The following is a 22,790-nucleotide window of genomic DNA, read 5'->3' as shown; positions in this document are numbered from 1 at the left end:
ATCTCCCCAAAATTTTATTGTGTTAAGGCAAGGAAATATGAATCACCTTGCTAGATTTATACATAGTTGCGACATATTATTATAAATTGTTTCTTATGAAATGTAAAAGAGCCTTTTGTTACTAATGGTGAAAAGCTAGCTCTTGTTTAATGGATTGTAAAGAACGAGCGAATAATTCTGGCTCTTCTAAATCAGGAGAATGTGCTGAATTTGGGAACCAAATCATCTTTTTTATCGGTGCTTCTATTACATCACAATATTCCTGAACGAGTGCATAAGGAGTTTGATAATCATAGCGACCAGAACAAAAATAAACTGGAATAGATAAACTCGTAATAGAAGAAAAGAAATCGATTGTCAACATTTCTTCCCATAAAACGCCAGATTTTAAATTTCCTGCGAGAAACTTGAACCAATCTAATAGTGTATATTCGGGAGAAAAGAAGCCTTTTCGTATGAAAGAAAAGGAAGATCCGTTTTGGATTGCACCTCCGAATGTGCCAAGCCATTTTCTTTGAATAATAAGGCGTCTCGTATCTAAAAATGGCGGTTTTCCTAATTTTAAAAGGGACGCTAATGCTTTTTTATGATTATATTTTTTTGCAGAACGAATTAAATGCTGATATAGTAATTCCTCGTTTTGTTTCATATGTACAATTTGCCCAATACCGATATAAGCCTCGATATATTGTGGATAATAGTGTGCTATGTTAAGCCCGATAATACTTCCCCAAGAATGACCAGCGAGAAATAGTTTCTGTTTATTGAACTTTTTAAGTACATATTGAATCACTTCTTTTGCATCGGAAATGAATTGTTCGATTGTAAAATTTGCTCCGAAATCTTTCATTGAAAAGGATTTACCTGCCCCGCGCTGATCCCAATTAATTACGATGAAGTGTTTCTCCAATTCTTTTTGAAAATGACGAATAAATCCGATTTGTGCCATGCCTGGTCCACCGTGACAGCATAATAAAATAGGCTGCTCTACGTTTTGCCCGCGCATAAGGAGAGTTTGTTTTCGGTTGTTAATCATAACGCTTTCCATCGTAGCGATACTATTGGGAATGAGTTTTTTATTTTCATTATAGAACTGCGGGGTATTGCTACGAAAAAGCATATTGAAAACCTCCTTTTCTAAAATCGTATGAATCGCACAGGCTATTCGTTTTGCATATACTGTTAGAAAATCATTGTAACATACCATACTAGTGTCATTTCAATATGGGAGGAGGGAAATTGTGACGATTGGAGAAATTATCGATTGTTTAAATAGGCGTGAATCCATCGCTATTATAGCAAAACGTCTTGAAATAAGCCCGTATACATTATCGAAGAAATTAAGATTGATTGGATACGAATATGATGGAGAACAGAAAAAGCGTATTTTTGTAGGAGATGGAGAAGAACCGCGTCACTTACAACTCCAAGAAGCGACAGCCCTTCAATATGCGAAAACGGATTATCAACTATTAATTTATGAACAATTACAAAGTATTTATGAGTTATTAAGAAAGAAAGAAGAAGTAATTGCCCCCATGATGAATATAAGTACAGAAAAAAAGAAACGTACCTTTTCTATTAATAAAGAAATATTAGCAAAACTAGACGTTATATCAGAATCGAAAGGAATTCAAAAATCTAAACTTGTAGAAGAGGCGTTACAACAATTTTTACAACAATATGATTTTAACAACACATCACATATTGATAAATAAAGAAAAGGATACTATGTTCATTGTAAGAACGAGTATCCTTTTTAGGTTTCACATATATGACGGATAAAAGGTTTATGTGTATCTTTTACGATGAAAAATTAAGATTGTTTATTATGAGTGTACTTAATTTGTTTTTTGAATTCTACCATCGATAATTGGCTGAATAGGTTCTTTTAATTGTTTTACGTAATCGACTAGCGCTTCAAAGTCGTTTGGACCAGTCTCTGGATTTTTACCATTTTTAAATGATACAAATCCATCACCGCCAGAAGCTAAAAAGGCATTTGCCACTACGCTATACGTTTTAGATGGAGATAATTCTTCACCGTTTGTTAAACGTATATTTGTAACTTTTTCACCGTTTGGTTTATTTGCATCCCACGTATATTGAATACCTGAAATTTGAAGCATTCTCGTCGTTCCTTTTTGCCATTGTTGATTTAAAATGTCGCGAATATCTTGACCTGTTAAATCTACTTTAATTAATTGGTTTCCAAAAGGCTGAATGCCGTATAATTCGCCCCATGTAATATCGCCAGCATCTAAGTCATTACGAATGCCGCCCGGATTCATAAGTGCGATTTGAGTTTGCATCGTTTGGCGCTGGGCATCGGCAACTAAATTTCCAAGAGTGGACTCACCAGCATCATTTTGTTTACGGTCGATAGGTGCTGTAGATTTTCCGACAACTTCATTTACAAGCGGTGCAATTTTTTCTTTATATTGATCTAGTTTTTTCTTTACTTGTTTATCAGGTTCTACACCTTCATGGTATGTTGTAACAACTTCAGCTTTTTTCTTTACAATATCTTTTGTTTTACGATCAATTGTTACATCTACATCTGAGAAAGCCATTCCGTAAGAGTTCGCTTGGACGATTAGTTTATTATTTACAGTACCATTTACATACGTGTGACTATGCCCACCAAAAATAACATCAACTTCCGGATCTGTTTCATTTGCAATTCGAGTAAGGTCTCCATTTGTCACACCAGACTCATCTGTTGTTCCACCGACATGAGCAAGGACGACAATGGATTTAACGCCAAGACGCTTTAATTGCTGCGTTGATTTATTAATTGCTTCTACTTCGTCAGTGATTTCTACATTTTTAAGCATAGTAGGCATCACGACATTTGGTGTATCAGTTGTAACTACGCCAATGAATCCTACAGGCACACCATTTACCATTTTTACAGTAAATGGCGGTAAAAATAAGCGGCCAGTGGATTTATTATAGAAGTTTGCAGCGACATAAGGGAAATTTGCACCTTTGAAATTCCCTGTTTTTTCGTGATAGCCACCGTAAATGAGACGTTTCATTTCATCAATACCTTCATCAAATTCGTGGTTACCGATTGTACCAACATCAAATTTTAAGTCATTTAAAAATTCAATCGTTGGTTCATCTTGTAACAATGCTGAAACTGGTGGACTAGCTCCGACAATATCGCCAGCGTGTACGAGAAGTGTATTCGGGTTTTGCTTTTTACGTTCTTTTAAATAAGTAGCTAAGTAATCAGCGCCACCAGCTTCTTTGTTATTAATTTTTTTAACAGTATCTAGTTGTCCATGGAAATCATTAATACCAAGCATTTGTACGTCTATGTAGCGGTTTTGTTCAGCTGGAGTCTGGGATGGGGGAGCAGCAAATACGGTTGAAAAAGTAATGGTGCTTAAAACGGCAACAGCAGGAATGATTTTTTTCCACATAATCTAATTCTCCTTTTTTTATAATCTGACATCATACGACATAATTTTAATAGATTCATAGGATTATATCTATACAAAAAAATAGTTTTTTCGAAAAATTAACATATTTACAAAAAGTGAATAATAGAGTAAAGGACCTTTTTTATTGTCGAGTTCATTGTGTATCTACTATAATGGAGAAAAAAGTAAAAGGTGAGTAGTATGAAGAAAAAGAAACAAAGACAAATGCAAAGACAAGCGCAAGTGAATCAACAAAAGAAAGAGTCGCTTACATTAGGTGATCAATTAAATGATTCACTCATGCAGCAATTAAAGAATAAGAAGAAAGAGTTGCAAGTGAGAGAAGAGGAAAAAGTGGCAGCTGAACAGGAAAGAAAGCGCCAAGAACAAAAAGAACGTGAAAAGAATAAATCATTTGAAGAACTGTTAAGTGAAAGTAACCTTACTTGGAAAGACTTTAAATAATAACGAAAATGATCAGTGAATAACGCTGATCATTTTTTTGACGAGCTTGTAAGAAAAGGGGAGTTAGAATGAGAAAAATTGTAGTTGTTCCGCATGAAAATCATTGGGGTGAAAAATTTCAAATGGAGGCTGAAAGATTAAAAGCGGCGATGCCAGAAAAGGTGAAGGTCCATCATATTGGAAGTACGTCGGTGCCAGGACTGGCAGCGAAACCAATTATAGATATGATTATGGAAGTAGAGAGTATCGACAGAGTAGATAGGTGGAATGAACGTTTTGAAGAGCTTGGCTATATCGTAAAAGGGGAGAATGGTATTTCAAGACGCCGTTATTTTATTCATGGAACGGAGGAAAAACGCTCGTATCACCTACACGTGTTTGAAAAAGGAAACCCTGAGATAGTAAGGCATTTAGCATTTCGTGATTATATGATGGCTCATTGTGAAGAAGCTGAGGCATATGCAACTTTAAAGAAAGAATTAGCTGAAAAGTATACATATGATGGTGCGTTATATTCGGAAGGGAAAACTGAGTTTGTACGTAATGTTGATGAAAAAGCGAAGAAATGGATGGAAAATAATGTTAATTAATGAGTTCGCATTATTTTAGAAAGTATATAAGTTTATTATGTAAACTGTACATATGTTTTGACTTTTTGGTTGAATCTTGTTCAAATAAAGTGGTGGCTTATAAAAAAATGTAATGATGAAAGGGAGACGACTGTGCACATTCCAACAACTACACTTCATAATGGCGTAAAAATGCCGATGATTGGTTTAGGCGTTTATAAAGCGAAAGAAGGCGACGAAGTAAAACAAGCAGTAAAAACAGCGCTAGAAGTTGGATACCGTTCGATTGATACAGCAACTGTATATGAAAATGAAAGCGGTGTCGGAGAAGCGGTTCGTGAATCAGGAATTCCGAGAGAAGACATCTTTATTACAACAAAAGTTTGGAACGATGATCAAGGATACGAGGAAACACTTGAGGCGTTTGAGAAAAGCTTAAAAAAATTACAAATGGACTATGTAGATTTATATTTAATACATTGGCCAATAAGAGGGAAGTATGTTGATACGTACCGAGCATTAGAAAAACTGTATGAAGAAGGTAAAGTGCGCGCGATTGGTGTTTCTAACTTCCATAAACATCATTTAGAACTGCTATTACCAAATTGCAAAATAAAGCCGATGGTAAACCAAGTGGAACTTCATCCGATGTTAACACAATTTGAATTGCGTAATTTCTGTCAAGGTGAGCAAATTCAAATGGAAGCATGGAGTCCATTAATGAGGGGCGGAGAAGTATTTCAGCACCCGATTATTCAGGCCATTGCTACTAAATATGAAAAAACACCTGCGCAAGTTATATTAAGGTGGGATATTCAAAGCGGGATTGTGACGATTCCTAAGTCTGTTACACCATCTCGCATTCAGGAGAATTTTTCTATCTTTGACTTTTCATTAACAGAAGAAGAGATGACTCAAATTAATACGTTAAATCGTAATTTACATGTAGGAACGAATCCTGATAAATATGATACGTTATAAAAAGACGCTACCAGTATGGTAGCGTCTTTTTATCGGTGTAATGCGTACGTATCACATTTCACAATTTGCTGAAGCTGTGTATATTCTGCTGTTGTTAACTTTGTTTGTTTACTAGCTTGTACATTTTCTCGTAATTGCCCAATAGAGCTTGCACCAGGTATAACAGCTGCAACAGTTTCGTTATGTAAGCAATATTGAATAGCTGTTCCAGTTAAGGAGTTTTCTCCAATTATTTCTTTTACATTCGCAAGCGTCGCATATAATTCATCGTAAGAATAAGAAAGGTAATCTTTTTCTTTTACTCTTTCTATCTTTCTTGTATTGTTATCAGTTAATATTCCTTTTGCAAGTGGTCCGCGAGCAATGACGCTAATTTGATGTTCATTAAGAAGCTGGAACCATTCTTCAGGGCGACGATTCAAAAGGCTATATTCCATTAGAACACTAACGATATTTGAACGCTGTGCATATTCACGGATGACATTTGGACGTATAGAAGAAATACCGTAATGGCGAATGATACCTTCTTTTTTCAATTCTTCAAAGGCTTCAATTACTTCATCTATAGGATCTTCAATCGTCCCGCCGTGAAGTTGATAAAGATCAATATAATCAGTTTGAAGTCTACGTAAACTTTCTTTCACTTCAGCCTTTATGTAATTTTTAGAAGGATCCCAAGACCAGCCGTTTTTTTCTTCTGTCCATCGATTCCCAACCTTCGTTGTAAGGATAATTTGGTCTCGTTTTCCTTTTAAGGCTTTTCCAACAAATTCTTCGTTTAATCCATAATCATATAAATCCGCTGTATCAAAAAAATTGATTCCTAAATCGATTGCTTCATCGATAATACGCAGGGCTTCTGTTTCAGATGTACCGAGGGACATACAGCCAAGTCCCATTTCTGTCACAAATAAATCTGAGTTTCCTAATTGACGTTTTTTCATAGTTCAACCTCCTTCTCCTTATTGTACGCAAGGGAAAAGAGGTTGACAAACGTTTACTTTTTAGTTGCTGTAATCCACTCTTGTACAGTTGTATACTCTTTGCCATATTGTTTTAGCTTATGGCGAATTTGCCATGCTTTTCCGACTAAAGTGACGCGATTTGGTAAAATATAAACTTTCATTTCTATCACGCTCCTTTCAATGTGGTAAAATGTATGAGGAAAGAATAGGAAATAGAACAGGGAGATGAAGTAGTATGAGTAATCTTGCAGAGAGAACAGTAAAAACTGAGCCGATTTTTGATGGTAGAGTTATAAAAGTTCGTGTTGATGATGTAGTATTACCAAATGGAGCAATGAGTAAACGTGAAATTGTAAATCACCCTGGTGCAGTTGCTATTATTGCTATTACTGATGAGGGGAAAATTGTGCTTGTTGAGCAGTATCGTAAAGCGCTTGAAAAGGCGATTATAGAAATTCCGGCTGGCAAGTTAGAACCAGGTGAAAAACCTGAGGTGACAGCAGTTCGTGAATTAGAAGAGGAAACAGGTTATGTATGTGAAAATATGGAGCTTATTACTTCTTTCTATACATCTCCAGGATTTGCAGATGAAATTTTATATGTATATAAAGCGACAGGTTTGACGAAAAAAGAAAATAAAGCTGCGTTAGATGAAGACGAGTTTGTGGAATTAATGGAAGTATCGTTAGAAGAAGCAACTACTCTTATGAAAGATCTTCGTATTCACGATGCGAAGACGATGTTTGCAGTACAATATTTACAACTACAAAAATAAACACTCGCCAAAGGCGAGTGTTTTTAATTAATTTTTGCATATACGCGTGCATCACGTAAGCTACCATCTGGTGCTATGAAATCATTTTCCATTGTACCTTCTAGAATAAATTCTAAACGTTCTGCTAAGTTACATGCATTTGTATTTGTTGCATCAATACGAATTTCAATTCTTCGAGCGCTTAGCTTATCAAAGGCAAATTGAATGGCACCTTTCACAGCTTCGGTCATATAGCCTTGTTTTGTATAAGCGCTATGTAGCCAGAAGTGAAGTGAAAACTTTGGAATATCCCAGTTTTCAGGCTTGAGCGTTATAGCTCCGATGAATGTACCAGATACTTTATCGTATAAGTGAAAATCAAGTGTTTCACGAAGTAAAAACTGTCCGTGAGCGTTACGAACGATTTCTTCAGCACTTTCTTCTGTTTCAGCGTTAATTGGCATCCACGGTACTAAGTCTTCTAGAGAAGCTTGTATTGCTTCATACACTTCTGCACCATCACCTGGAAATGGCTTACGAACCTGTAAGCGTTCAGTTTGAAATAATGTTGGAAAATCTAATAATAATGGTTTCAAGAGAAATCCCTCCTATTCTCTACTTTTTAGTTTAGCAAAGTAGAGCGGAATTTCAATGTTAATTCGTCATACTTTTTTCTTTCTTTCATACATTTTTAGTAAGAGTGTGAACGGAGGGAAGAAAAATGTGGAGAAAAACTTGGCAAGACCGTGTAATGTCTCACATACAGGAAAACTCTTCATTATATATATTTAACGCTGTTTTGTTATTGATGGGAGTAATATTTGGAGCAATTCTTGTAAATAGTTTACAATTAAATCAAAAACAAGATTTATCATTTTATTTGCAACGTTTTTTTGGACAAGTTTCTAAAGGAGAATTTGCTATTGCAGGCGAAATGTTTCGAGAAAGTTACTTTTCACAATTAAAATACATTGGATTTATTTGGATTTTAGGGATTTCAATTATTGGATTGCCACTCATTTTTATTTTATTATTTGCAAAAGGAGTAGTTGTCGGATTTACAGTAGGTTTCTTAGTAAGTCAGCATGGATGGAATGGATTATTATTAGCATTCGTTTCTGTATTGCCACAAAATCTCATTATCATCCCAGTATTTCTCGTTATGACAACAATTGCCGCAAGTTTTTCCTTACGCATGATTAGGCATCAATTTATCCGAAAAATAACTGAGCCGCTATTACCATTATTGATCCGTTATACATGCTTCTTTCTTGTAATTGGAGCGGTGTTAGCTCTTGCTTCTAGTGTAGAGGCTTATGCATCACCAGTTTTAATGAAAGAAGTCGTTGAGGCTATTAATAAACAATAAATACTTTATGAGAATAATTATCAATTTGTTTTTATTGTTTTTCTTTTGACAGAAGCCCTTCTTCTGATATAATGGTGTAAGAGTGGCGAGGAGGGAGTAGTACCGAATGGAAGAAAGAATTGAACGAATTAAGAAGCAATTACATGCAGCGAGCTACAAATTAACACCGCAACGTGAAGCAACAGTTCGTGTGCTGCTAGAAAATGAAGAAGATCATTTAAGCGCAGAAGATGTTTACCTCCTTGTAAAAGAAAAGTCGCCAGAGATCGGATTAGCAACCGTCTATCGAACTTTAGAACTATTATCTGAGTTAAAAGTTGTCGATAAGATTAACTTCGGAGACGGTGTTTCACGCTATGACTTACGCCAAGAAGGTGCGCAGCGTTTCCACCATCATTTGATTTGTACACAATGTGGTGCTGTACAAGAAATACAAGAAGATTTACTTGGTGAAGTGGAAAGGAAAGTAGAACATGACTGGAGCTTTAAGGTGAAGGATCATCGTTTAACATTCCATGGGATTTGTAAAAATTGTCAAGAAAATGAAACGGATGAAAAATAACCTTTTCCTATTTAACTAGGAAGAGGTTTTTTATTTGAATAAGGTATAAATTGGTGAAAGCTTGGCATATGTTGTAATAACTTATATTTTGGAGGAATTTACAATGCGCCGAGCTTTAAAATTAACTTTTGATGGGATAAAAGTATTTTTATTATTTACAAGTTGTACGATTTTGTTTTATTTCGCTATACTATGGATAAATGAAGAATATGAAAGCTATCATCGTTATGAAAAGCCAAAAGAAGAGACTGTAGAAAAAGTATCAGGGAATGAAGAGCCGGCAAAGGATGCTTTCGTAAATAGAATGATGTTTTTCTATGAAAATGGGGAGTAGTGTAGATTGGAAGATCAATTAAAAGATTTTATTCATTATATGGTTGTTGAAAAAGGACTAGCGAAAAATACAGTAGTATCTTATGAACGTGATTTAAAAAGTTATGTAAAGTATTTGCAAAATGTAGAACAAGCGAAAAGCTTTCACGAAGTGACACGCTTGCACATTGTTAACTTTCTGCAGCACTTAAAAGAAAACGGAAAATCTTCGAAAACATTAGCACGTCATATTGCATCGATTCGTTCGTTTCACCAATTTTTACTTCGGGAACGAGCGGTAGAGCACGATCCATCCGTACATATTGAAACGCCGCAAGGAGAACGGAAATTACCGAAAGTATTGTCAGTTGATGAAGTAGAGGCGTTACTGCAGACACCAAAAATGACGAGCGCTTTTGGGGTTCGTGATAAAGCGATGCTAGAGTTATTATATGCAACAGGACTTCGTGTTTCAGAATTAATTGCATTAAATTTAGAAGATGTACATTTAACGATGGGATTTGTTCGATGCATAGGGAAAGGGAATAAAGAAAGAATTATTCCACTAGGAAGTTTAGCGACGGAAGCGATTCAAAAGTATATTGAAAAGGGAAGAAGAGAATTGATGGGGAAAAAAGTAGTAGATGCACTCTTTTTAAACCATCATGGCAATCGATTATCAAGACAAGGATTTTGGAAAATTTTAAAACGATTAGCGAAAGAAGCAAATATTGAAAAAGAGCTTACACCTCATACATTGCGTCATTCTTTTGCTACGCATTTATTAGAAAATGGAGCAGACTTACGTGCTGTGCAAGAAATGCTTGGACATGCAGATATTTCAACGACACAAATTTATACGCATGTTTCAAAAACTAGATTAAAAGATGTATATAAACAGTTTCATCCGAGAGCATAGGTACTATGCTCTTTTTTCATAGATTCAAAAGGCTATAGCACTTCACAGAAACTTCACAAACATTTCGTACATTGTTTTCAGCAGAAGACTAGAATATTACAATGTATTTCCTCTATACTAAATAAAGTATGAAGGAGGAAATGATGATGAAAAAACTTATTATGACTTTATTTATCGCGATGCTAGCATTGGCTGGCTGTAATACAAACAAAGAAGAACCGAAAAAAGAACAGAAACTAGAAGCTGTAAAAGTAGCAGTTCAAACAAATCCGAAAGAAATTAAACCTGGTGAAAAAACAGAAGTACAAGCACTTGTTACACAAGGAAAAGAAAAGGTAACAGATGCTGATGATGTAAAGTTTGAAATTTGGAAAGCTGGCGACGAAAAGCACGAGATGCTAGAAGGTAAGCATAAAGGAAAGGGTGTTTATGCTGTAGAGAAAACGTTCGAGACGGATGGCGTATACCATATTATCGCTCACACAAATGCGCGTGAAATGCATGTTATGCCAGAAGTAAAAGTGGCTGTAGGAAATGCGAAAGTAGAAGATGCGAAAAAAGAAAATAGTGATCATGGTGCAGGACATGGTGATCATAAAAGCGATACAATGATTCACCTTATGGCTGGTGACATAAAAGCAAATGCTGAATCAACAATGAAAGTTCATTTAAAACAAAAAGAAGAAGCTTTAACTGGTGCTGAAGTACAACTTGAAATTTGGAAAGATGGTGTGGAAAAACACGAATTCATTCCAGCAAAAGAAGGAAATAAAGGGGAGTATGAAACGAAACATACTTTCAAAGAAAAGGGTTCTTACAAAGTGAAAGTTCATGTTAAAAAAGGCGAATTGCATGAACATAAAGAAGAAACAGTAGAAGTAAAATAAAAAGGTAGCTCTTTAGAGCTGCTTTTTTTATTTTTATTCTGAAAATGATTAGTGGGAAAGAACAAAACCGCTACTGATTAAAATTTCACTTTATATGAAGAAATAAATCATAAAATGATTAGCACTTCTGTGCATAATGGATTACAATAGAAGTGTGAAGAAAATGAGAAATTCTACGAAAATGTATTAAAAAGAAAGCGTAAACATGTTATGATATCAGTATCAGATGTCTGACATCTGACTTAGAAAAAACTAGAAATGTTTTTGAGTCGTTTCAAGGTAAACGAAATAGGTTAGAGAATGATTTAAAGAAGTACTGTTTGATAATGAGAACGAAAGATAATTCTTATGGAGAACAGTTTCACTTTATAGCGTTTTGAACATACTACAAGAAGTAGAACTGAACTTATAGGAGGTCGCAGTTATGAATAAATATAAACGTATATTCCTAGTCGTAATGGACTCTGTTGGAATCGGTGAAGCACCAGATGCTGAACAATTTGGTGATTTAGGATCTGACACAATTGGTCACATTGCTGAACATATGAATGGGTTACAAATGCCTAACATGGTGAAATTAGGTCTTGGTAACATTCGTGAAATGAAAGGCATCTCTAAAGTAGAAAAACCACTTGGATATTATACAAAAATGCAAGAAAAATCTACTGGTAAAGATACAATGACAGGCCACTGGGAAATCATGGGTCTTTACATTGATACACCATTCCAAGTGTTCCCAGAAGGATTCCCAAAAGAATTACTTGATGAATTAGAAGAAAAAACAGGCCGTAAAATCATCGGTAATAAACCAGCTTCTGGAACTGAAATTCTTGATGAACTTGGTCAAGAACAAATGGAAACAGGCTCTTTAATTGTTTACACTTCTGCTGATAGCGTACTACAAATCGCAGCACACGAAGAAGTAGTGCCGCTTGATGAGTTATATAAAATTTGTAAAATTGCACGTGAATTAACGTTAGATGAGAAGTACATGGTAGGCCGTGTTATTGCTCGTCCATTCGTTGGGGAGCCTGGAAACTTTACACGTACACCGAACCGTCATGACTATGCATTAAAACCATTCGGCCGTACAGTAATGAATGAATTAAAAGATAGTGATTATGATGTGATTGCTATCGGTAAAATCTCTGACATCTATGATGGTGAAGGGGTAACTGAATCACTTCGTACGAAGTCTAACATGGATGGAATGGATAAGCTTGTAGATACATTAAATATGGACTTTACAGGTCTTAGCTTCTTAAACTTAGTTGACTTTGATGCATTATTCGGTCACCGTCGTGATCCACAAGGATACGGAGAAGCTCTGCAAGAATATGATGCACGTCTTCCAGAAGTATTCGAAAAACTAAAAGAAGATGATCTATTATTAATTACAGCAGACCACGGTAATGACCCAGTGCATCATGGTACTGATCATACACGTGAATATGTACCGTTATTAGCATATAGCCCAAGCATGAAAGAAGGCGGAAAAGAGTTACCACTTCGTCAAACATTTGCTGATATTGGTGCAACTGTAGCAGAAAACTTCGGTGTGAAAATGCCAGAATACGGAACAAGCTTCTTAAACGAGCTAAAGAAATAGGGGGATAAACAAATGAATCGTGAACTTATTACAAAATCAGCTTCATATTTAAAAGAGAAATTTCAAGAGACACCACAAGTAGGACTAATCCTTGGATCTGGACTAGGTGTATTAGCGGATGAAATCGAGAATGCAGTAACAGTACCTTACAGTGAAATCCCTGAATTCCCAGTTTCCACTGTAGAAGGCCATGCAGGTCAACTAGTATTCGGTACACTTCAAGGTGTAACAGTAGTAGCAATGCAAGGACGTTTCCACTTCTATGAAGGATATGATATGCAAAAAGTAACATTCCCAGTTCGTGTTATGAAAGAACTAGGAGTAGAAACAGTTGTTGTAACAAATGCAGCTGGTGGTGTAAATACATCATTCGAACCAGGCGATCTTATGTTAATTTCAGATCACATTAACTTCATGGGTACGAATCCATTAATCGGACCAAATGATTCTGAAATGGGTGTACGTTTCCCTGATATGTCTACATCATATACAGTAGAGCTTCGCGAAATGGCGAAACAAGTTGCAGCAGACTTAAATATTAAAGTACAAGAAGGGGTATACGTTGGAATGACAGGTCCTGTATATGAAACACCTGCTGAAATTCGTATGCTTCGCACACTTGGTGGAGATGCAGTTGGTATGTCAACAGTACCTGAAGTAATTGTAGCGCGTCACGCTGGTATGAAAGTACTTGGTATTTCTTGTATTTCAAATATGGCAGCTGGTATTTTAGATCAGCCACTTCACCACGATGAAGTAATCGAAACGACAGAACGTGTTAAAGCTAACTTCTTAGCATTAGTAAAAGCAATCGTAAAACAAATGAAGGGGTGACCTCACAATGAGAATGGTGGACCTAATTGCAAAAAAACGTGACGGACATGCATTAACGACAGAAGAAATTAACTTTATTGTTGAAGGATATACAAATGGTGATATTCCTGATTATCAAGTAAGTTCACTTGCAATGGCAATTTTCTTCCAAGATATGAACGATCAAGAACGTGCAGATTTAACGATGGCAATGGTAAATAGCGGTGATACAATCGACTTATCAGCTATTGAAGGAGTAAAAGTAGATAAGCACTCGACAGGTGGCGTTGGTGATACAACAACACTTGTATTAGGTCCATTAGTAGCCGCTTTAGGTGTACCGGTTGCAAAAATGTCTGGACGTGGTCTAGGACATACTGGTGGTACAATTGATAAATTAGAAGCAGTTCCAGGATTCCATGTTGAAATCGAAAATGATGAATTCATGCGTCTTGTAAATGAAAATAAAATCGCAGTTATTGGTCAAAGTGGAAACTTAACACCTGCGGATAAAAAATTGTATGCACTTCGTGATGTAACGGCAACAGTAAACTCAATTCCGCTTATTGCAAGCTCAATTATGAGTAAAAAAATTGCTGCTGGTGCAGATGCAATTGTTCTTGATGTAAAAACTGGAGCAGGTGCATTTATGAAAACAGATGAAGATGCAAAACGTTTAGCAGAAGCAATGGTGCGCATTGGTAATAACGTTGGTCGTAATACGATGGCTGTTATTTCTGATATGAGTCAACCACTTGGTGAGGCTATTGGTAACGCACTTGAAGTACAAGAAGCAATTGATACATTACAAGGTAAAGGACCGAAAGATTTAGAAGAGTTATGTTTAACGCTTGGAAGTCAAATGGTATACCTTGCTGGACAAGCTTCATCTCTAGAAGATGCACGTGAGAAATTAATTGAAGTAATAAACAACGGTAAGGCGCTAGAATCATTTAAAACGTTCTTATCAGCGCAAGGCGGCGATGCATCTGTTGTTGATGATCCTTCTAAATTACCACAAGCACAATTTAAAATTGAAGTGGAAGCGAAGGAAGACGGTTATGTATCAGAAATCGTTGCAGATGAAATCGGAACAGCAGCAATGCTTTTAGGAGCAGGACGTGCGACGAAGGAATCTGAAATTGATTTAGCAGTTGGCTTAATGCTTCGTAAAAAAGTAGGGGACAGCGTGAAAAAAGGTGAATCCCTTGTTACCATTTACGCAAACCGTGAAAATGTAGAAGACGTAAAAGCAAAAATTTATGAGAACATGAAGATCTCTAAAGAGCATGTAGATGCACCAACATTAGTGCACGGCATCGTTACTGAATAATAAAGAAGGGCCAGGGAGTGTTTCTCCTTGGCTTTTTTTACTATTTTTTGTTTATAATAATAATGGGTGAAAATATGATTAGAATTTGTGCAATAACAAAAACAGATGAAGTATTATATGATGTTTCGCTAGAGGAAACAAAGAAAGACCATATTGTATGGTATTGGCTAGATTTATATAAGCCAACGAAAGAAGAGTATACATACATTTTGCAAGATTATTTTAAGTTCCATCCCCTTGCAATTGAAGACTGCATAGAATATGTACAGAGGCCAAAAGTTGATTTTTATGATGGATATAACTTTTTAGTTCTTCATGCATTTGGTGAGGATGGATTAGAACCTCACGAGATTGATTTATTTATTAGTGATCGTTATATTGTTTCTTTCCACTTTTCTCATAACAATGCAATTGAAAGAGTATGGAAAACGCTTGGAGAAAAGAAGCGTATTAAAAATAGTCCCCTGCACGTAGCGCATACAATTATCGATCAAATTGTAGATGACTATTTTGCGCCTGTATATTACATTGAGGATCATTTAAATGCAATTGATGATAATTTAACGGGTGAAACGGCAGGAAGTGTACTAGAAGAAGTATTTGATATACGTGCAGATTTATCGAAGTTAAGACGTACAATTATTCCGATGCGTGATTTATTGTATCGTATTTTAAATTCGACTCGTTTTTACGGTATAAGTGATCATGAAATTTATTTTAAAGATATACATGATCATTTGCTTAAATTGACCGAAATGATTGAAGCAAGCCGGGAGTTAACAGCAGATATTCGAGATAGCTATTTTTCATTAAACTCGCATCATATGAATAACATTATGAAAACACTAACTGTATTCTCGACTATTTTCATGCCATTAACATTTATTGCGGGAGTATATGGAATGAACTTTACGCATATGCCAGAGCTTGGTGGACAATATAGTTATTTTATTTGTTTACTTATTATGGCACTAATTGGCGGCGGCATGATGGCTTGGTTTTATAAAAAAGGATGGTTTAAATAAAAAAACACCGAGGGAAAATTCCTCGGTGTTTTTACTTAACCAATAGCATGTAATACGAACATGGCTAAGAATAAGCATGTAATGATATACATAGACGGTGCGACTTCTTTACGCTTTCCAAGAGCAACTTTTAAGATAGGATAAGCAATAAATCCGAACGCAATGCCATCAGCGATACTATATGTGAGCGGGATCATGACGATAATTAAGAATGCTGGAAATCCTTCTGAAAAATCGTTCAGAGGAATTTGTTGAATGCTTGTAATCATCAGGCCGCCAATAATAATTAAGATTGGTGCAATGGCACTATCAGGAATTAGTTTGACAAACGGAAGTGCAAACAGTGATGCAAAGAATAACAACCCTGTAACGATAGACGTCAGACCTGTCTTTCCGCCTGCAGTAATACCTGCGGCACTCTCTACTGTTGATACGGTAGGGCTTGTGCCAAATAGACCACATGTCATTGCTGAAATTGCATTGGCTTGGTAAGCACGTGGGAATTTACGGTCATCTTCTAATAAACCGTGCAGAAGTCCCATGTTCTCAAAAATAAGCACCATGCTTAAGGAGAATGTTGCAATCCAAAATGGTAAGGAAGAAAGTTTGCCAAATGACATAGCCCCAAACACATCGCCGTAATTAGCGAATGAGAATGAACTATTTCCGATTTGACTTGTATCAACAAGGCCAAACAGCCATGCAATACCAGTTCCTATTGCAATCGTCCATAAAAAGTTTCCACGTACGTTACGAATAAATAATACGAGTGCAACGATAAGAGTAAGCACGGTCGCAAGAACGACAGGGCTACTTAATTTACCCATTGCAACAGCAGTATTTGGATTCGAAACGACTAAACCACCTTTTTGCAATCCGATAAATGCTAAAAATAATCCGATGCCGACAGTGATAGCTTCCTTTAGTGACTTTGGAATCGATACTGAAAGCACGCGAGCGATTGGTGTAAACGCAGCAATTGCAAAAATAATACCAGAGATGAAGACAGCTGCTAATGCTTCCTGCCAAGCTAATCCGAGCGTATGGACAGCAGTGTACGTGAAGAATGCATTTACACCCATACCAGGGACAAGAATAGCAGGTGCATTTGCCCAAAATGCCATGAGCAGACATCCGACAAATGAACTGAAAACAGTTGCTAAAATTCCAGCTTCAAGAGGAATGCCAGCATCGGATAAAATGGATGCATTTACAATCATAATATATACGATCGTAAAAAATGACGTAACTCCAGCTAAAACTTCTTGTTTTGGTGATGTTTCGTGTAAACCTAATTTAAATGTTCTTTCAAGTATTCCTTTCATGTTAAACCTTCTTTTTCATATCCCTCTCCCACCCGTGATATCTCTTTCGTAAGAGCTCACCGTCCTTTATTATATCAGAACATCATGTTTTTACAACAAGGAAAATGATAACGTTTACTTATAAATGAAATTATTTATAAATACGTAAAAATCGCCCGTATTGTAGAAATGATTTCTAATTCTCCCGATTGAATGGGAGGAGACGCTTGTGCATGTAAAGTAGCATAGGACGCGACTTCCCTTGGTAATTGAGCAGATTCTTCAACGAATGAGAGTGGAACAGGATTAATGTTTAAATTGTATGTACTCGCAATAGCACGAGCTTTTTCTACAGCTTGTTGCAGAGCTTGAATGAGAGCTTGCTCATAATATTTATTTGGGTGAGATATTCGAAACCGTAAACCTTTTGCTACGTTTGCTCCATTTGAAACGGCTATATCATATACTTCCCCTGCTTTTTGTACATTTAAAACGGTAATTTCATACAAATGTTCCACCCGATATCCTTGTAGTAATGCTTTATCATTTACATACTCGTATTGAGGAGTGATCGTATAAGAAATCGTTTCTATATCTTTATCAGCGATACCAAGCTGTTTAAGTGCATCCAGCAATTGTTTTGATTGTACTGCATTTTCTTCTTGCGCTTGTTTCACATTTTTACTATCAGTTCGAATGCCAAGTGTTAGTATAACAACATTTGGTTTCGCTTTGACAACACCCTCACCTTGTACAGTAATAGTCGCTTCTTTACCAGTATTAGCTGTGCGTACATTGTGTAAATAAGGATTCATTCCACCTTGCATCTTCCATCACCATCCTTTTTATATGTATATGTGTGAACAAAAAAGAAATTTGTATGAAAAAGTTACATAAATGGGAATGTTAAAGAAAGAAAGCATATACAACGAGGGTATTTATAGATTATAATATGTGTAAATATGATAAAAAAGGGACGAGGCTAGTGAACGAAAAAAGAGAAACACTGATTTTAGAGTTATCCGGATCATTTCGAAAGATGATACGTTTATTACAAAATGATATTAATACACGTTTTGCAGAACATATGCCATATAATGAATTTTCTGTATTACGCGCGTTATTTTTAAACAGTCCACAGATGGCTTCGCAAATTGCGAGTGAAGTAAACGTAACCTCCAGTCATATTACTGCTGTTACAGATCGTCTTGTACGAAAAGGATTAGTAGAAAGAAAACGTTCTAATTCAGATCGTCGTATCGTGTACTTAGAAATTACAGAACACGGAAGAGAAGTAACTGAAAAACTAGAAGCTGTACGAAAAGAATATTATAAAGAGAGATTTAAAGGTTGGAGCGACCAAGAAATAGAAATGGTGTTAGAGCTATTTGGCCGCGTATTATAATAAATGAGGATAGGGAGCGACAGCTTTCCTATCCTTTTTCTTTTGAATAAAAACATTTTGAAACTCCAATACTTTAATTAAAAAGAATCGGAGTGAAAAATAATGAAACGTATTTGTACGCTTTTCATTATGATTGGAAGTTTTTTCTGCTTTCATCAATTCGCGGATGCCGCAACACCTCTTCAAGTCGTTCAAAAAGAATTACAACATATTTCAAATAAGCAACCTGTTTTATATTCAAAACTATGGATTCGCTCTATGCAGAATGCTATTTTATTTCATCACAGTGATAACATTCGGCATGAAGATACGATAAGCAATGTAACGAAATCTTCTCTTGTAAAAGTAAAACAACTTCCACTTCAGAAAGCATCACAGTACATCCCGAGATTATCACAATATATTTCTAAGTTTGAGGCTGAGAATGTGCAAGTGTATTATGTTGCAGCGCGTTATGAAGTAAAAAAAGAAAATCCGTATCAATTAAATGGAATGAATTATTTTATGCAAGTGTTTATTCAACAAGGTGGAGAATGGAGAATTGCTGAAAGTATAGTTGCTCCAACAGATCAAATTGTCGCAAATGGTGACGGGTTTGGAACGAAACAAGAAAAAGAGTATGGGAAAAGAAGAGAAAATGTGAAATAACCTCCTCATCGAGAGGAGGCTATTTTATTTAAAATTCCAAGAGACTTTCCATTTTAATATTTTAGGTAGGAAGAAATACGTAATGAAACTAGTTACTAAAAATCCGATGTAAAAGCTGGACAATGAGTGCGCTCGACTTAGTATTAAACCTCCAACAATCCCACCAAAGAAAATAGCGCATGCCATTACTAACTTTTGTAACTTTGGATATAATAGATAGTTACCATTTCGCTCATTGATTGAACAGGCATATAAATATATACCGAGTGGTAATAAAAGAATAATATGTGCAATAGGTCCAATCAATGTTTTTGCCGGTGGAATCTTTGTAAAGTTTGGTTCGTTATGACGTACTCCATTTTGATCAGTATAAGCGCTCTGTGGATCATAATTAAAGTAAATACGAAAATCTTCTGCTGGGCTAGAGATACGTATGTTTTCCATCACATCATGTATAAGGCTGTTGTCTTCATGAAATTCAGTGTTTGAGTGAACAGCAATGACTCCGGAGATAAGTGATGGAAGTAAAGCTGGAAAGATTAATATAGTTGTAGTGAGAAATCCTTGCGATATAATATTCCCTGTAATTGTACCTACACATAAGGTAATTGTATAAATAGCGATTAATACAATTAACATGTATATAAAATAACTATGAAAGGGAGAGAATACTTGATATTTATTATGAAAAGTTAACTTTTTCATAATAGCAAATAGCCCCCAGTTTAAAATGACAACTGCGACGATATTACAGATTCCAAATAACCACTTTGTTATATAAAGGTGCGAACGTTTAAAGGGCATAGACCATAACAAGTCGCTAGCGTTATTTTGTCTTTCCCATCCAATTAACGTACAAGCTAGAACGATAAGTACACTACCTAACAGCAGAACAGAATCTAGAAGTGTTAAATCAAAATGGTAATGATATACATAGTTCCACTTTTTATTGTCATTTAGAAATTGTTGCTCTTGAATAGAAGTCATATAGTATTGATATGACAAAGTATAGAAGCTGACGAGCCAAAATAACCATACAACATATTTACTTTGTTGATACGTTCTTAGCCACAGTGCTTTTTGAAACATAGGATCTCTCCTTTAAAAAACTTTATAATTTGTTAGGCGTGATAATATAACATAAGTAATGATTCCGGTTAGAAACAAACCGACATAGTAACTAGGTAGGAAATTAAAATGGTTTATTTTATAGCCGCCTAGTAATGCAAAGTAAATGGTTGAGCCCCATATCCATATCGGTAAACTCTTTTGGAACATAAATATCTTCTGAGTGTTTTCATTTGGTGATCTTGTATATAAATATGTTCCAAGTAGTAAGTAAACTAATGTATAAAAAATCGGAACTAACATTGATTTTGCTGAATAATATATATGAGATGCTGGATCTCTTAAAGCAGTTGGATTGTTCTCGATCTTACGGGATTCCGGATCATAGTAATAATTGATAGAAAAATGACTAATTGGTGCAGCTGTATTTGTTTTTTGATTGATTTCATAAAGTTGTCGATATAAGTTTTCATTTTTAATATTTGCAGCGTATAAATGGTTAGTTGTAAAAGTGTATAGTAATGTAATAAATGTAACCCCTGCTAGTAACCATGGAACACAAAAAATAATCTGCGAAACGATGCTTCCAGTAAAAGTACCGATACATAAGGAAGCTGTATAGACTGCAACATAAGAAACTATCGCATAAAGAAAGTATCGATGAAACGGACTAAAAGATTGATAATCAAAATGAATCGTTGTTCTATAAATAACATACATAAGAACCCAATTGATAAGTAATGAGCCCACAATACAAAATGAACCGAAAGCCCATTTTGATAAGAAAACATCTTTTCTTTTAAATGGCAATGTCATAAGTAGTGTATTAGATTGGTAGCTGCGTTCCCATCCTATCAATAAGCAGGCTAAAGCGATAATAAGAATAGTTAACCAAAAACTATTACTTTCTCCTGAAGAAAAAATATAAAAATAATAATACTGTTTCCCCTTTTCTTGTAATTCATAATACGCATCAAGTTGTTGCTGAGCACTTTTATAGTAGCCAAAAGGTAACAAGTAAAACGAACTAAAGAAGAATAGTAACACAGCATATTTCCCGCGCTTCCAATTCCACATCCATAACGCCTTATGAAACATACCCATCCTCCTCCAGTGTCGTAACGAAGACATCTTCAAGCGACATTGTTAATTCTTCAATGAGCAGTGGTTGTTCTTTATAAAACTTTTCCAGTGTTGTAGCTACATTTCCCTCGATTAAGATTGTATATACTTTTCCTGTTTGATTTAATATTTTAATATTGCTTAAGTTTTCTAGTTTTTGAGGTAGTGAACGTTCATAAGCTACTTGGATTTTAGCAAATCGTGATTTGGCATCGTCTAGTGATGTAATAGACGAAATAGTATGGCCTTTTAATATAATGATTGTATCTGCAATTTGTTCCACTTCATCTAAATGGTGAGTGGAGATGAAAATGGTAATCTCTTTTTCTGCAACTTCTCCAACGAGAAACTGTAAAATTTGCCTTTTCACGATAGGATCAAGTCCATTTGTCGGTTCATCTAAAATGATATATTCTGCTTTTGTAGAAACAGCTAAAATGATGGCGAGCAGTGCTTTCATTCCTTTTGAGTAACTACGAATTCTTTTGTTTGGTAAGTTAAAACGTTCTAACAGTTCATAGAAATATGCTTCATCAAATGCGGTATAAACCTCTTTGTAAAACTTTACAATTTCTTTTACCGTATATCCGTTCAATATGTTAGTAGAATCCGGAACATATACGATTTTTTGCTTTATTTCAGGACACTGATGAACGTTTGTATCTTCATATGTAACAGTCCCTTCATCAGGGTCTAAAATGCCGACCATCGTTCGTAATAAAGTTGTTTTCCCCGCACCGTTTCTTCCGAGTAATCCGATGATACTCCCTCTTTGCAATGTGAAAGAAACATCATCTAAAATCGTTTGATTATCAATTGTTTTCTTCAAGCTTGTCACTTTCAGCATCCGCATTTCCTCCAATCTCTTTATAGTATGAATCTATCCAATCATGAATTTTATCTTTCGTAACACCAAGATAAGAGGCTTCTAATAGTAATTGATGAAATTGCTTTTCAACCATAGCGATTTTCCTTTCGTCTAATGTTGGAGTAATCGATTGGGATACAAATGTTCCTTTTCCTCGTAATGTTTCAATAATCCCTTGTCGCTCTAACTCTTGATACGCTTTACTCACTGTATTTGGATTTATAACGAGTAAAGAAGCGAGTTCTCGTACAGAAGGTAGTTTGTCACTTGGAGCTAACATGTTCTTTAATACGAGTTCTTTTATATTTTGAACAATTTGTTCCCATATCGGAGTGTTGCTTCTTGGATCAAGTTGAATATGCAAGAGCAATGTCTCCTTTC

The 22,790-nt window shown here is 35.6% G+C and carries 27 protein-coding genes; 16 read left to right on the top strand and 11 right to left on the bottom strand.

The window, feature by feature from the left end:
- Positions 1–121 precede the first annotated feature (121 nt).
- Entirely contained in the window at positions 122–1,120 is a 999-nt protein-coding gene (locus BAQ46_RS08200; protein ID WP_000898953.1) for an alpha/beta fold hydrolase, read from the bottom strand.
- Between the two features lie 121 nt (positions 1,121–1,241).
- Between BAQ46_RS08200 and BAQ46_RS08195 the strand changes: the two genes are divergently transcribed.
- The gene (locus tag BAQ46_RS08195; RefSeq protein WP_000151910.1) at positions 1,242–1,718 is read left to right on the top strand and encodes a ribbon-helix-helix domain-containing protein; all 477 of its coding nucleotides are present in this window, start codon (positions 1,242–1,244) and stop codon (positions 1,716–1,718) included.
- A 123-nt stretch (positions 1,719–1,841) separates the two neighbouring features.
- Here BAQ46_RS08195 and BAQ46_RS08190 read toward each other — a convergent pair whose 3' ends face one another.
- On the bottom strand, positions 1,842–3,431 hold the full coding sequence (locus tag BAQ46_RS08190; RefSeq protein WP_000265584.1) for a bifunctional metallophosphatase/5'-nucleotidase: 1,590 nt from the start codon (positions 3,429–3,431) through the stop codon (positions 1,842–1,844).
- A 201-nt stretch (positions 3,432–3,632) separates the two neighbouring features.
- Here BAQ46_RS08190 and BAQ46_RS08185 point away from each other — a divergent pair, with 201 nt between their 5' ends.
- From BAQ46_RS08185 to BAQ46_RS08175, 3 genes are all read left to right on the top strand, one after another.
- Entirely contained in the window at positions 3,633–3,896 is a 264-nt protein-coding gene (locus BAQ46_RS08185; protein ID WP_000727549.1) for a YqkE family protein, read from the top strand.
- A 68-nt stretch (positions 3,897–3,964) separates the two neighbouring features.
- A complete protein-coding gene (locus tag BAQ46_RS08180; RefSeq protein ID WP_001227170.1) occupies positions 3,965–4,486 on the top strand; it encodes a GrpB family protein in 522 nt (173 codons plus the stop codon).
- Between the two features lie 132 nt (positions 4,487–4,618).
- On the top strand, positions 4,619–5,446 hold the full coding sequence (locus BAQ46_RS08175) for an aldo/keto reductase (protein ID WP_000547999.1): 828 nt from the start codon (positions 4,619–4,621) through the stop codon (positions 5,444–5,446).
- A 29-nt stretch (positions 5,447–5,475) separates the two neighbouring features.
- Here the strand turns inward: BAQ46_RS08175 and lolS are convergent, their stop codons facing one another.
- Both lolS and mciZ read right to left on the bottom strand, forming a co-directional pair.
- Positions 5,476–6,390, bottom strand: a complete 915-nt coding sequence (gene lolS, locus BAQ46_RS08170) for an aldo/keto reductase (protein WP_000747198.1) — start codon at positions 6,388–6,390, stop codon at positions 5,476–5,478.
- 53 nt (positions 6,391–6,443) lie between these two features.
- Positions 6,444–6,572, bottom strand: coding sequence for a Z-ring formation inhibitor MciZ (gene mciZ / locus BAQ46_RS08165; RefSeq protein ID WP_000870299.1), 129 nt, complete (start codon positions 6,570–6,572; stop codon positions 6,444–6,446).
- Positions 6,573–6,646: 74 nt separating this feature from the next.
- Here mciZ and BAQ46_RS08160 point away from each other — a divergent pair, with 74 nt between their 5' ends.
- Positions 6,647–7,186: an NUDIX hydrolase gene (locus BAQ46_RS08160; RefSeq protein ID WP_000067038.1), complete on the top strand. Its 540-nt coding sequence runs from the start codon at positions 6,647–6,649 to the stop codon at positions 7,184–7,186.
- Between the two features lie 23 nt (positions 7,187–7,209).
- Here BAQ46_RS08160 and BAQ46_RS08155 read toward each other — a convergent pair whose 3' ends face one another.
- Positions 7,210–7,761, bottom strand: coding sequence for a GNAT family N-acetyltransferase (locus BAQ46_RS08155; protein WP_000803491.1), 552 nt, complete (start codon positions 7,759–7,761; stop codon positions 7,210–7,212).
- 155 nt (positions 7,762–7,916) lie between these two features.
- Here BAQ46_RS08155 and spoIIM point away from each other — a divergent pair, with 155 nt between their 5' ends.
- From spoIIM to corA, 9 genes are all read left to right on the top strand, one after another.
- Positions 7,917–8,534: a stage II sporulation protein M gene (gene spoIIM / locus BAQ46_RS08150; protein WP_223290733.1), complete on the top strand. Its 618-nt coding sequence runs from the start codon at positions 7,917–7,919 to the stop codon at positions 8,532–8,534.
- Between the two features lie 106 nt (positions 8,535–8,640).
- The gene (gene fur / locus BAQ46_RS08145) at positions 8,641–9,096 is read left to right on the top strand and encodes a ferric iron uptake transcriptional regulator (protein WP_000392655.1); all 456 of its coding nucleotides are present in this window, start codon (positions 8,641–8,643) and stop codon (positions 9,094–9,096) included.
- A gap of 103 nt (positions 9,097–9,199) precedes the next feature.
- Positions 9,200–9,430: a YqzK family protein gene (locus BAQ46_RS08140; protein WP_001250432.1), complete on the top strand. Its 231-nt coding sequence runs from the start codon at positions 9,200–9,202 to the stop codon at positions 9,428–9,430.
- Positions 9,431–9,436: 6 nt separating this feature from the next.
- Positions 9,437–10,327, top strand: a complete 891-nt coding sequence (xerD, locus tag BAQ46_RS08135) for a site-specific tyrosine recombinase XerD (protein ID WP_000390084.1) — start codon at positions 9,437–9,439, stop codon at positions 10,325–10,327.
- Between the two features lie 143 nt (positions 10,328–10,470).
- Positions 10,471–11,214 (top strand): FixH family protein, encoded by a 744-nt coding sequence (locus BAQ46_RS08130; RefSeq protein WP_001993299.1) that lies wholly within the window; start codon positions 10,471–10,473, stop codon positions 11,212–11,214.
- Between the two features lie 424 nt (positions 11,215–11,638).
- On the top strand, positions 11,639–12,823 hold the full coding sequence (gene deoB, locus BAQ46_RS08125; RefSeq protein ID WP_001046082.1) for a phosphopentomutase: 1,185 nt from the start codon (positions 11,639–11,641) through the stop codon (positions 12,821–12,823).
- A 12-nt stretch (positions 12,824–12,835) separates the two neighbouring features.
- Positions 12,836–13,657 carry a purine-nucleoside phosphorylase gene (locus BAQ46_RS08120; RefSeq protein ID WP_001078446.1) on the top strand — a complete coding sequence of 274 codons (822 nt, stop codon included), beginning with the start codon at positions 12,836–12,838 and terminating at the stop codon, positions 13,655–13,657.
- A gap of 7 nt (positions 13,658–13,664) precedes the next feature.
- The gene (locus tag BAQ46_RS08115; RefSeq protein WP_061132235.1) at positions 13,665–14,969 is read left to right on the top strand and encodes a pyrimidine-nucleoside phosphorylase; all 1,305 of its coding nucleotides are present in this window, start codon (positions 13,665–13,667) and stop codon (positions 14,967–14,969) included.
- Between the two features lie 62 nt (positions 14,970–15,031).
- Positions 15,032–15,994, top strand: coding sequence for a magnesium/cobalt transporter CorA (corA, locus tag BAQ46_RS08110; RefSeq protein ID WP_033674161.1), 963 nt, complete (start codon positions 15,032–15,034; stop codon positions 15,992–15,994).
- A 35-nt stretch (positions 15,995–16,029) separates the two neighbouring features.
- Here corA and BAQ46_RS08105 read toward each other — a convergent pair whose 3' ends face one another.
- On the bottom strand, positions 16,030–17,319 hold the full coding sequence (locus tag BAQ46_RS08105; RefSeq protein ID WP_071741827.1) for an NCS2 family permease: 1,290 nt from the start codon (positions 17,317–17,319) through the stop codon (positions 16,030–16,032).
- A gap of 134 nt (positions 17,320–17,453) precedes the next feature.
- Complete coding sequence (locus BAQ46_RS08100) at positions 17,454–18,125, bottom strand: SIMPL domain-containing protein (RefSeq protein WP_001161455.1); 672 nt, start codon at positions 18,123–18,125, stop codon at positions 17,454–17,456.
- Between the two features lie 158 nt (positions 18,126–18,283).
- Between BAQ46_RS08100 and BAQ46_RS08095 the strand changes: the two genes are divergently transcribed.
- Complete coding sequence (locus BAQ46_RS08095) at positions 18,284–18,703, top strand: MarR family winged helix-turn-helix transcriptional regulator (RefSeq protein ID WP_001003315.1); 420 nt, start codon at positions 18,284–18,286, stop codon at positions 18,701–18,703.
- A gap of 102 nt (positions 18,704–18,805) precedes the next feature.
- Positions 18,806–19,351, top strand: a complete 546-nt coding sequence (locus BAQ46_RS08085) for a hypothetical protein (RefSeq protein ID WP_000820919.1) — start codon at positions 18,806–18,808, stop codon at positions 19,349–19,351.
- A 24-nt stretch (positions 19,352–19,375) separates the two neighbouring features.
- Here BAQ46_RS08085 and BAQ46_RS08080 read toward each other — a convergent pair whose 3' ends face one another.
- The 4 genes from BAQ46_RS08080 to BAQ46_RS08065 are packed head-to-tail and all read right to left on the bottom strand — an operon-like array spanning position 19,376 to position 22,773.
- Positions 19,376–20,440 carry an ABC transporter permease gene (locus BAQ46_RS08080; protein ID WP_071741826.1) on the bottom strand — a complete coding sequence of 355 codons (1,065 nt, stop codon included), beginning with the start codon at positions 20,438–20,440 and terminating at the stop codon, positions 19,376–19,378.
- Between the two features lie 12 nt (positions 20,441–20,452).
- Positions 20,453–21,517 (bottom strand): ABC transporter permease subunit, encoded by a 1,065-nt coding sequence (locus tag BAQ46_RS08075; protein WP_061132236.1) that lies wholly within the window; start codon positions 21,515–21,517, stop codon positions 20,453–20,455.
- Positions 21,507–22,388, bottom strand: coding sequence for an ABC transporter ATP-binding protein (locus BAQ46_RS08070; RefSeq protein ID WP_000922153.1), 882 nt, complete (start codon positions 22,386–22,388; stop codon positions 21,507–21,509). The genes BAQ46_RS08075 and BAQ46_RS08070 overlap by 11 nt, the downstream gene beginning before the upstream one ends.
- The gene (locus tag BAQ46_RS08065; protein WP_000548033.1) at positions 22,354–22,773 is read right to left on the bottom strand and encodes a GntR family transcriptional regulator; all 420 of its coding nucleotides are present in this window, start codon (positions 22,771–22,773) and stop codon (positions 22,354–22,356) included. Before BAQ46_RS08065 ends, BAQ46_RS08070 begins: the two co-directional genes overlap by 35 nt.
- Positions 22,774–22,790 lie beyond the last annotated feature (17 nt).

It is taken from the genome of Bacillus paranthracis, assembly GCF_001883995.1.
Lineage (GTDB): Bacteria > Bacillota > Bacilli > Bacillales > Bacillaceae_G > Bacillus_A > Bacillus_A paranthracis.
The sequence above is the reverse complement of the archived record's forward strand: the minus strand, read 5'-3'. Positions and strand labels throughout refer to the sequence as shown.

Bases quoted from the DNA above. Each gene is read 5' to 3' on its own strand.
- BAQ46_RS08200 (WP_000898953.1), bottom strand. From the start codon at position 1,120: ATGCTTTTTCGTAGCAATACCCCGCAGTTCTATAATGAAAATAAAAAA.
- BAQ46_RS08190 (WP_000265584.1), bottom strand. From the start codon at position 3,431: ATGTGGAAAAAAATCATTCCTGCTGTTGCCGTTTTAAGCACCATTACT.
- BAQ46_RS08185 (WP_000727549.1), top strand. From the start codon at position 3,633: ATGAAGAAAAAGAAACAAAGACAAATGCAAAGACAAGCGCAAGTGAAT.
- BAQ46_RS08180 (WP_001227170.1), top strand. From the start codon at position 3,965: ATGAGAAAAATTGTAGTTGTTCCGCATGAAAATCATTGGGGTGAAAAA.
- lolS (WP_000747198.1), bottom strand. From the start codon at position 6,390: ATGAAAAAACGTCAATTAGGAAACTCAGATTTATTTGTGACAGAAATG.
- mciZ (WP_000870299.1), bottom strand. From the start codon at position 6,572: ATGAAAGTTTATATTTTACCAAATCGCGTCACTTTAGTCGGAAAAGCA.
- BAQ46_RS08160 (WP_000067038.1), top strand. From the start codon at position 6,647: ATGAGTAATCTTGCAGAGAGAACAGTAAAAACTGAGCCGATTTTTGAT.
- spoIIM (WP_223290733.1), top strand. From the start codon at position 7,917: ATGTCTCACATACAGGAAAACTCTTCATTATATATATTTAACGCTGTT.
- fur (WP_000392655.1), top strand. From the start codon at position 8,641: ATGGAAGAAAGAATTGAACGAATTAAGAAGCAATTACATGCAGCGAGC.
- BAQ46_RS08140 (WP_001250432.1), top strand. From the start codon at position 9,200: ATGCGCCGAGCTTTAAAATTAACTTTTGATGGGATAAAAGTATTTTTA.
- BAQ46_RS08130 (WP_001993299.1), top strand. From the start codon at position 10,471: ATGATGAAAAAACTTATTATGACTTTATTTATCGCGATGCTAGCATTG.
- deoB (WP_001046082.1), top strand. From the start codon at position 11,639: ATGAATAAATATAAACGTATATTCCTAGTCGTAATGGACTCTGTTGGA.
- BAQ46_RS08120 (WP_001078446.1), top strand. From the start codon at position 12,836: ATGAATCGTGAACTTATTACAAAATCAGCTTCATATTTAAAAGAGAAA.
- BAQ46_RS08115 (WP_061132235.1), top strand. From the start codon at position 13,665: ATGAGAATGGTGGACCTAATTGCAAAAAAACGTGACGGACATGCATTA.
- corA (WP_033674161.1), top strand. From the start codon at position 15,032: ATGGGTGAAAATATGATTAGAATTTGTGCAATAACAAAAACAGATGAA.
- BAQ46_RS08105 (WP_071741827.1), bottom strand. From the start codon at position 17,319: ATGAAAGGAATACTTGAAAGAACATTTAAATTAGGTTTACACGAAACA.
- BAQ46_RS08100 (WP_001161455.1), bottom strand. From the start codon at position 18,125: ATGCAAGGTGGAATGAATCCTTATTTACACAATGTACGCACAGCTAAT.
- BAQ46_RS08085 (WP_000820919.1), top strand. From the start codon at position 18,806: ATGAAACGTATTTGTACGCTTTTCATTATGATTGGAAGTTTTTTCTGC.
- BAQ46_RS08080 (WP_071741826.1), bottom strand. From the start codon at position 20,440: ATGTTTCAAAAAGCACTGTGGCTAAGAACGTATCAACAAAGTAAATAT.
- BAQ46_RS08075 (WP_061132236.1), bottom strand. From the start codon at position 21,517: ATGTTTCATAAGGCGTTATGGATGTGGAATTGGAAGCGCGGGAAATAT.
- BAQ46_RS08070 (WP_000922153.1), bottom strand. From the start codon at position 22,388: ATGCTGAAAGTGACAAGCTTGAAGAAAACAATTGATAATCAAACGATT.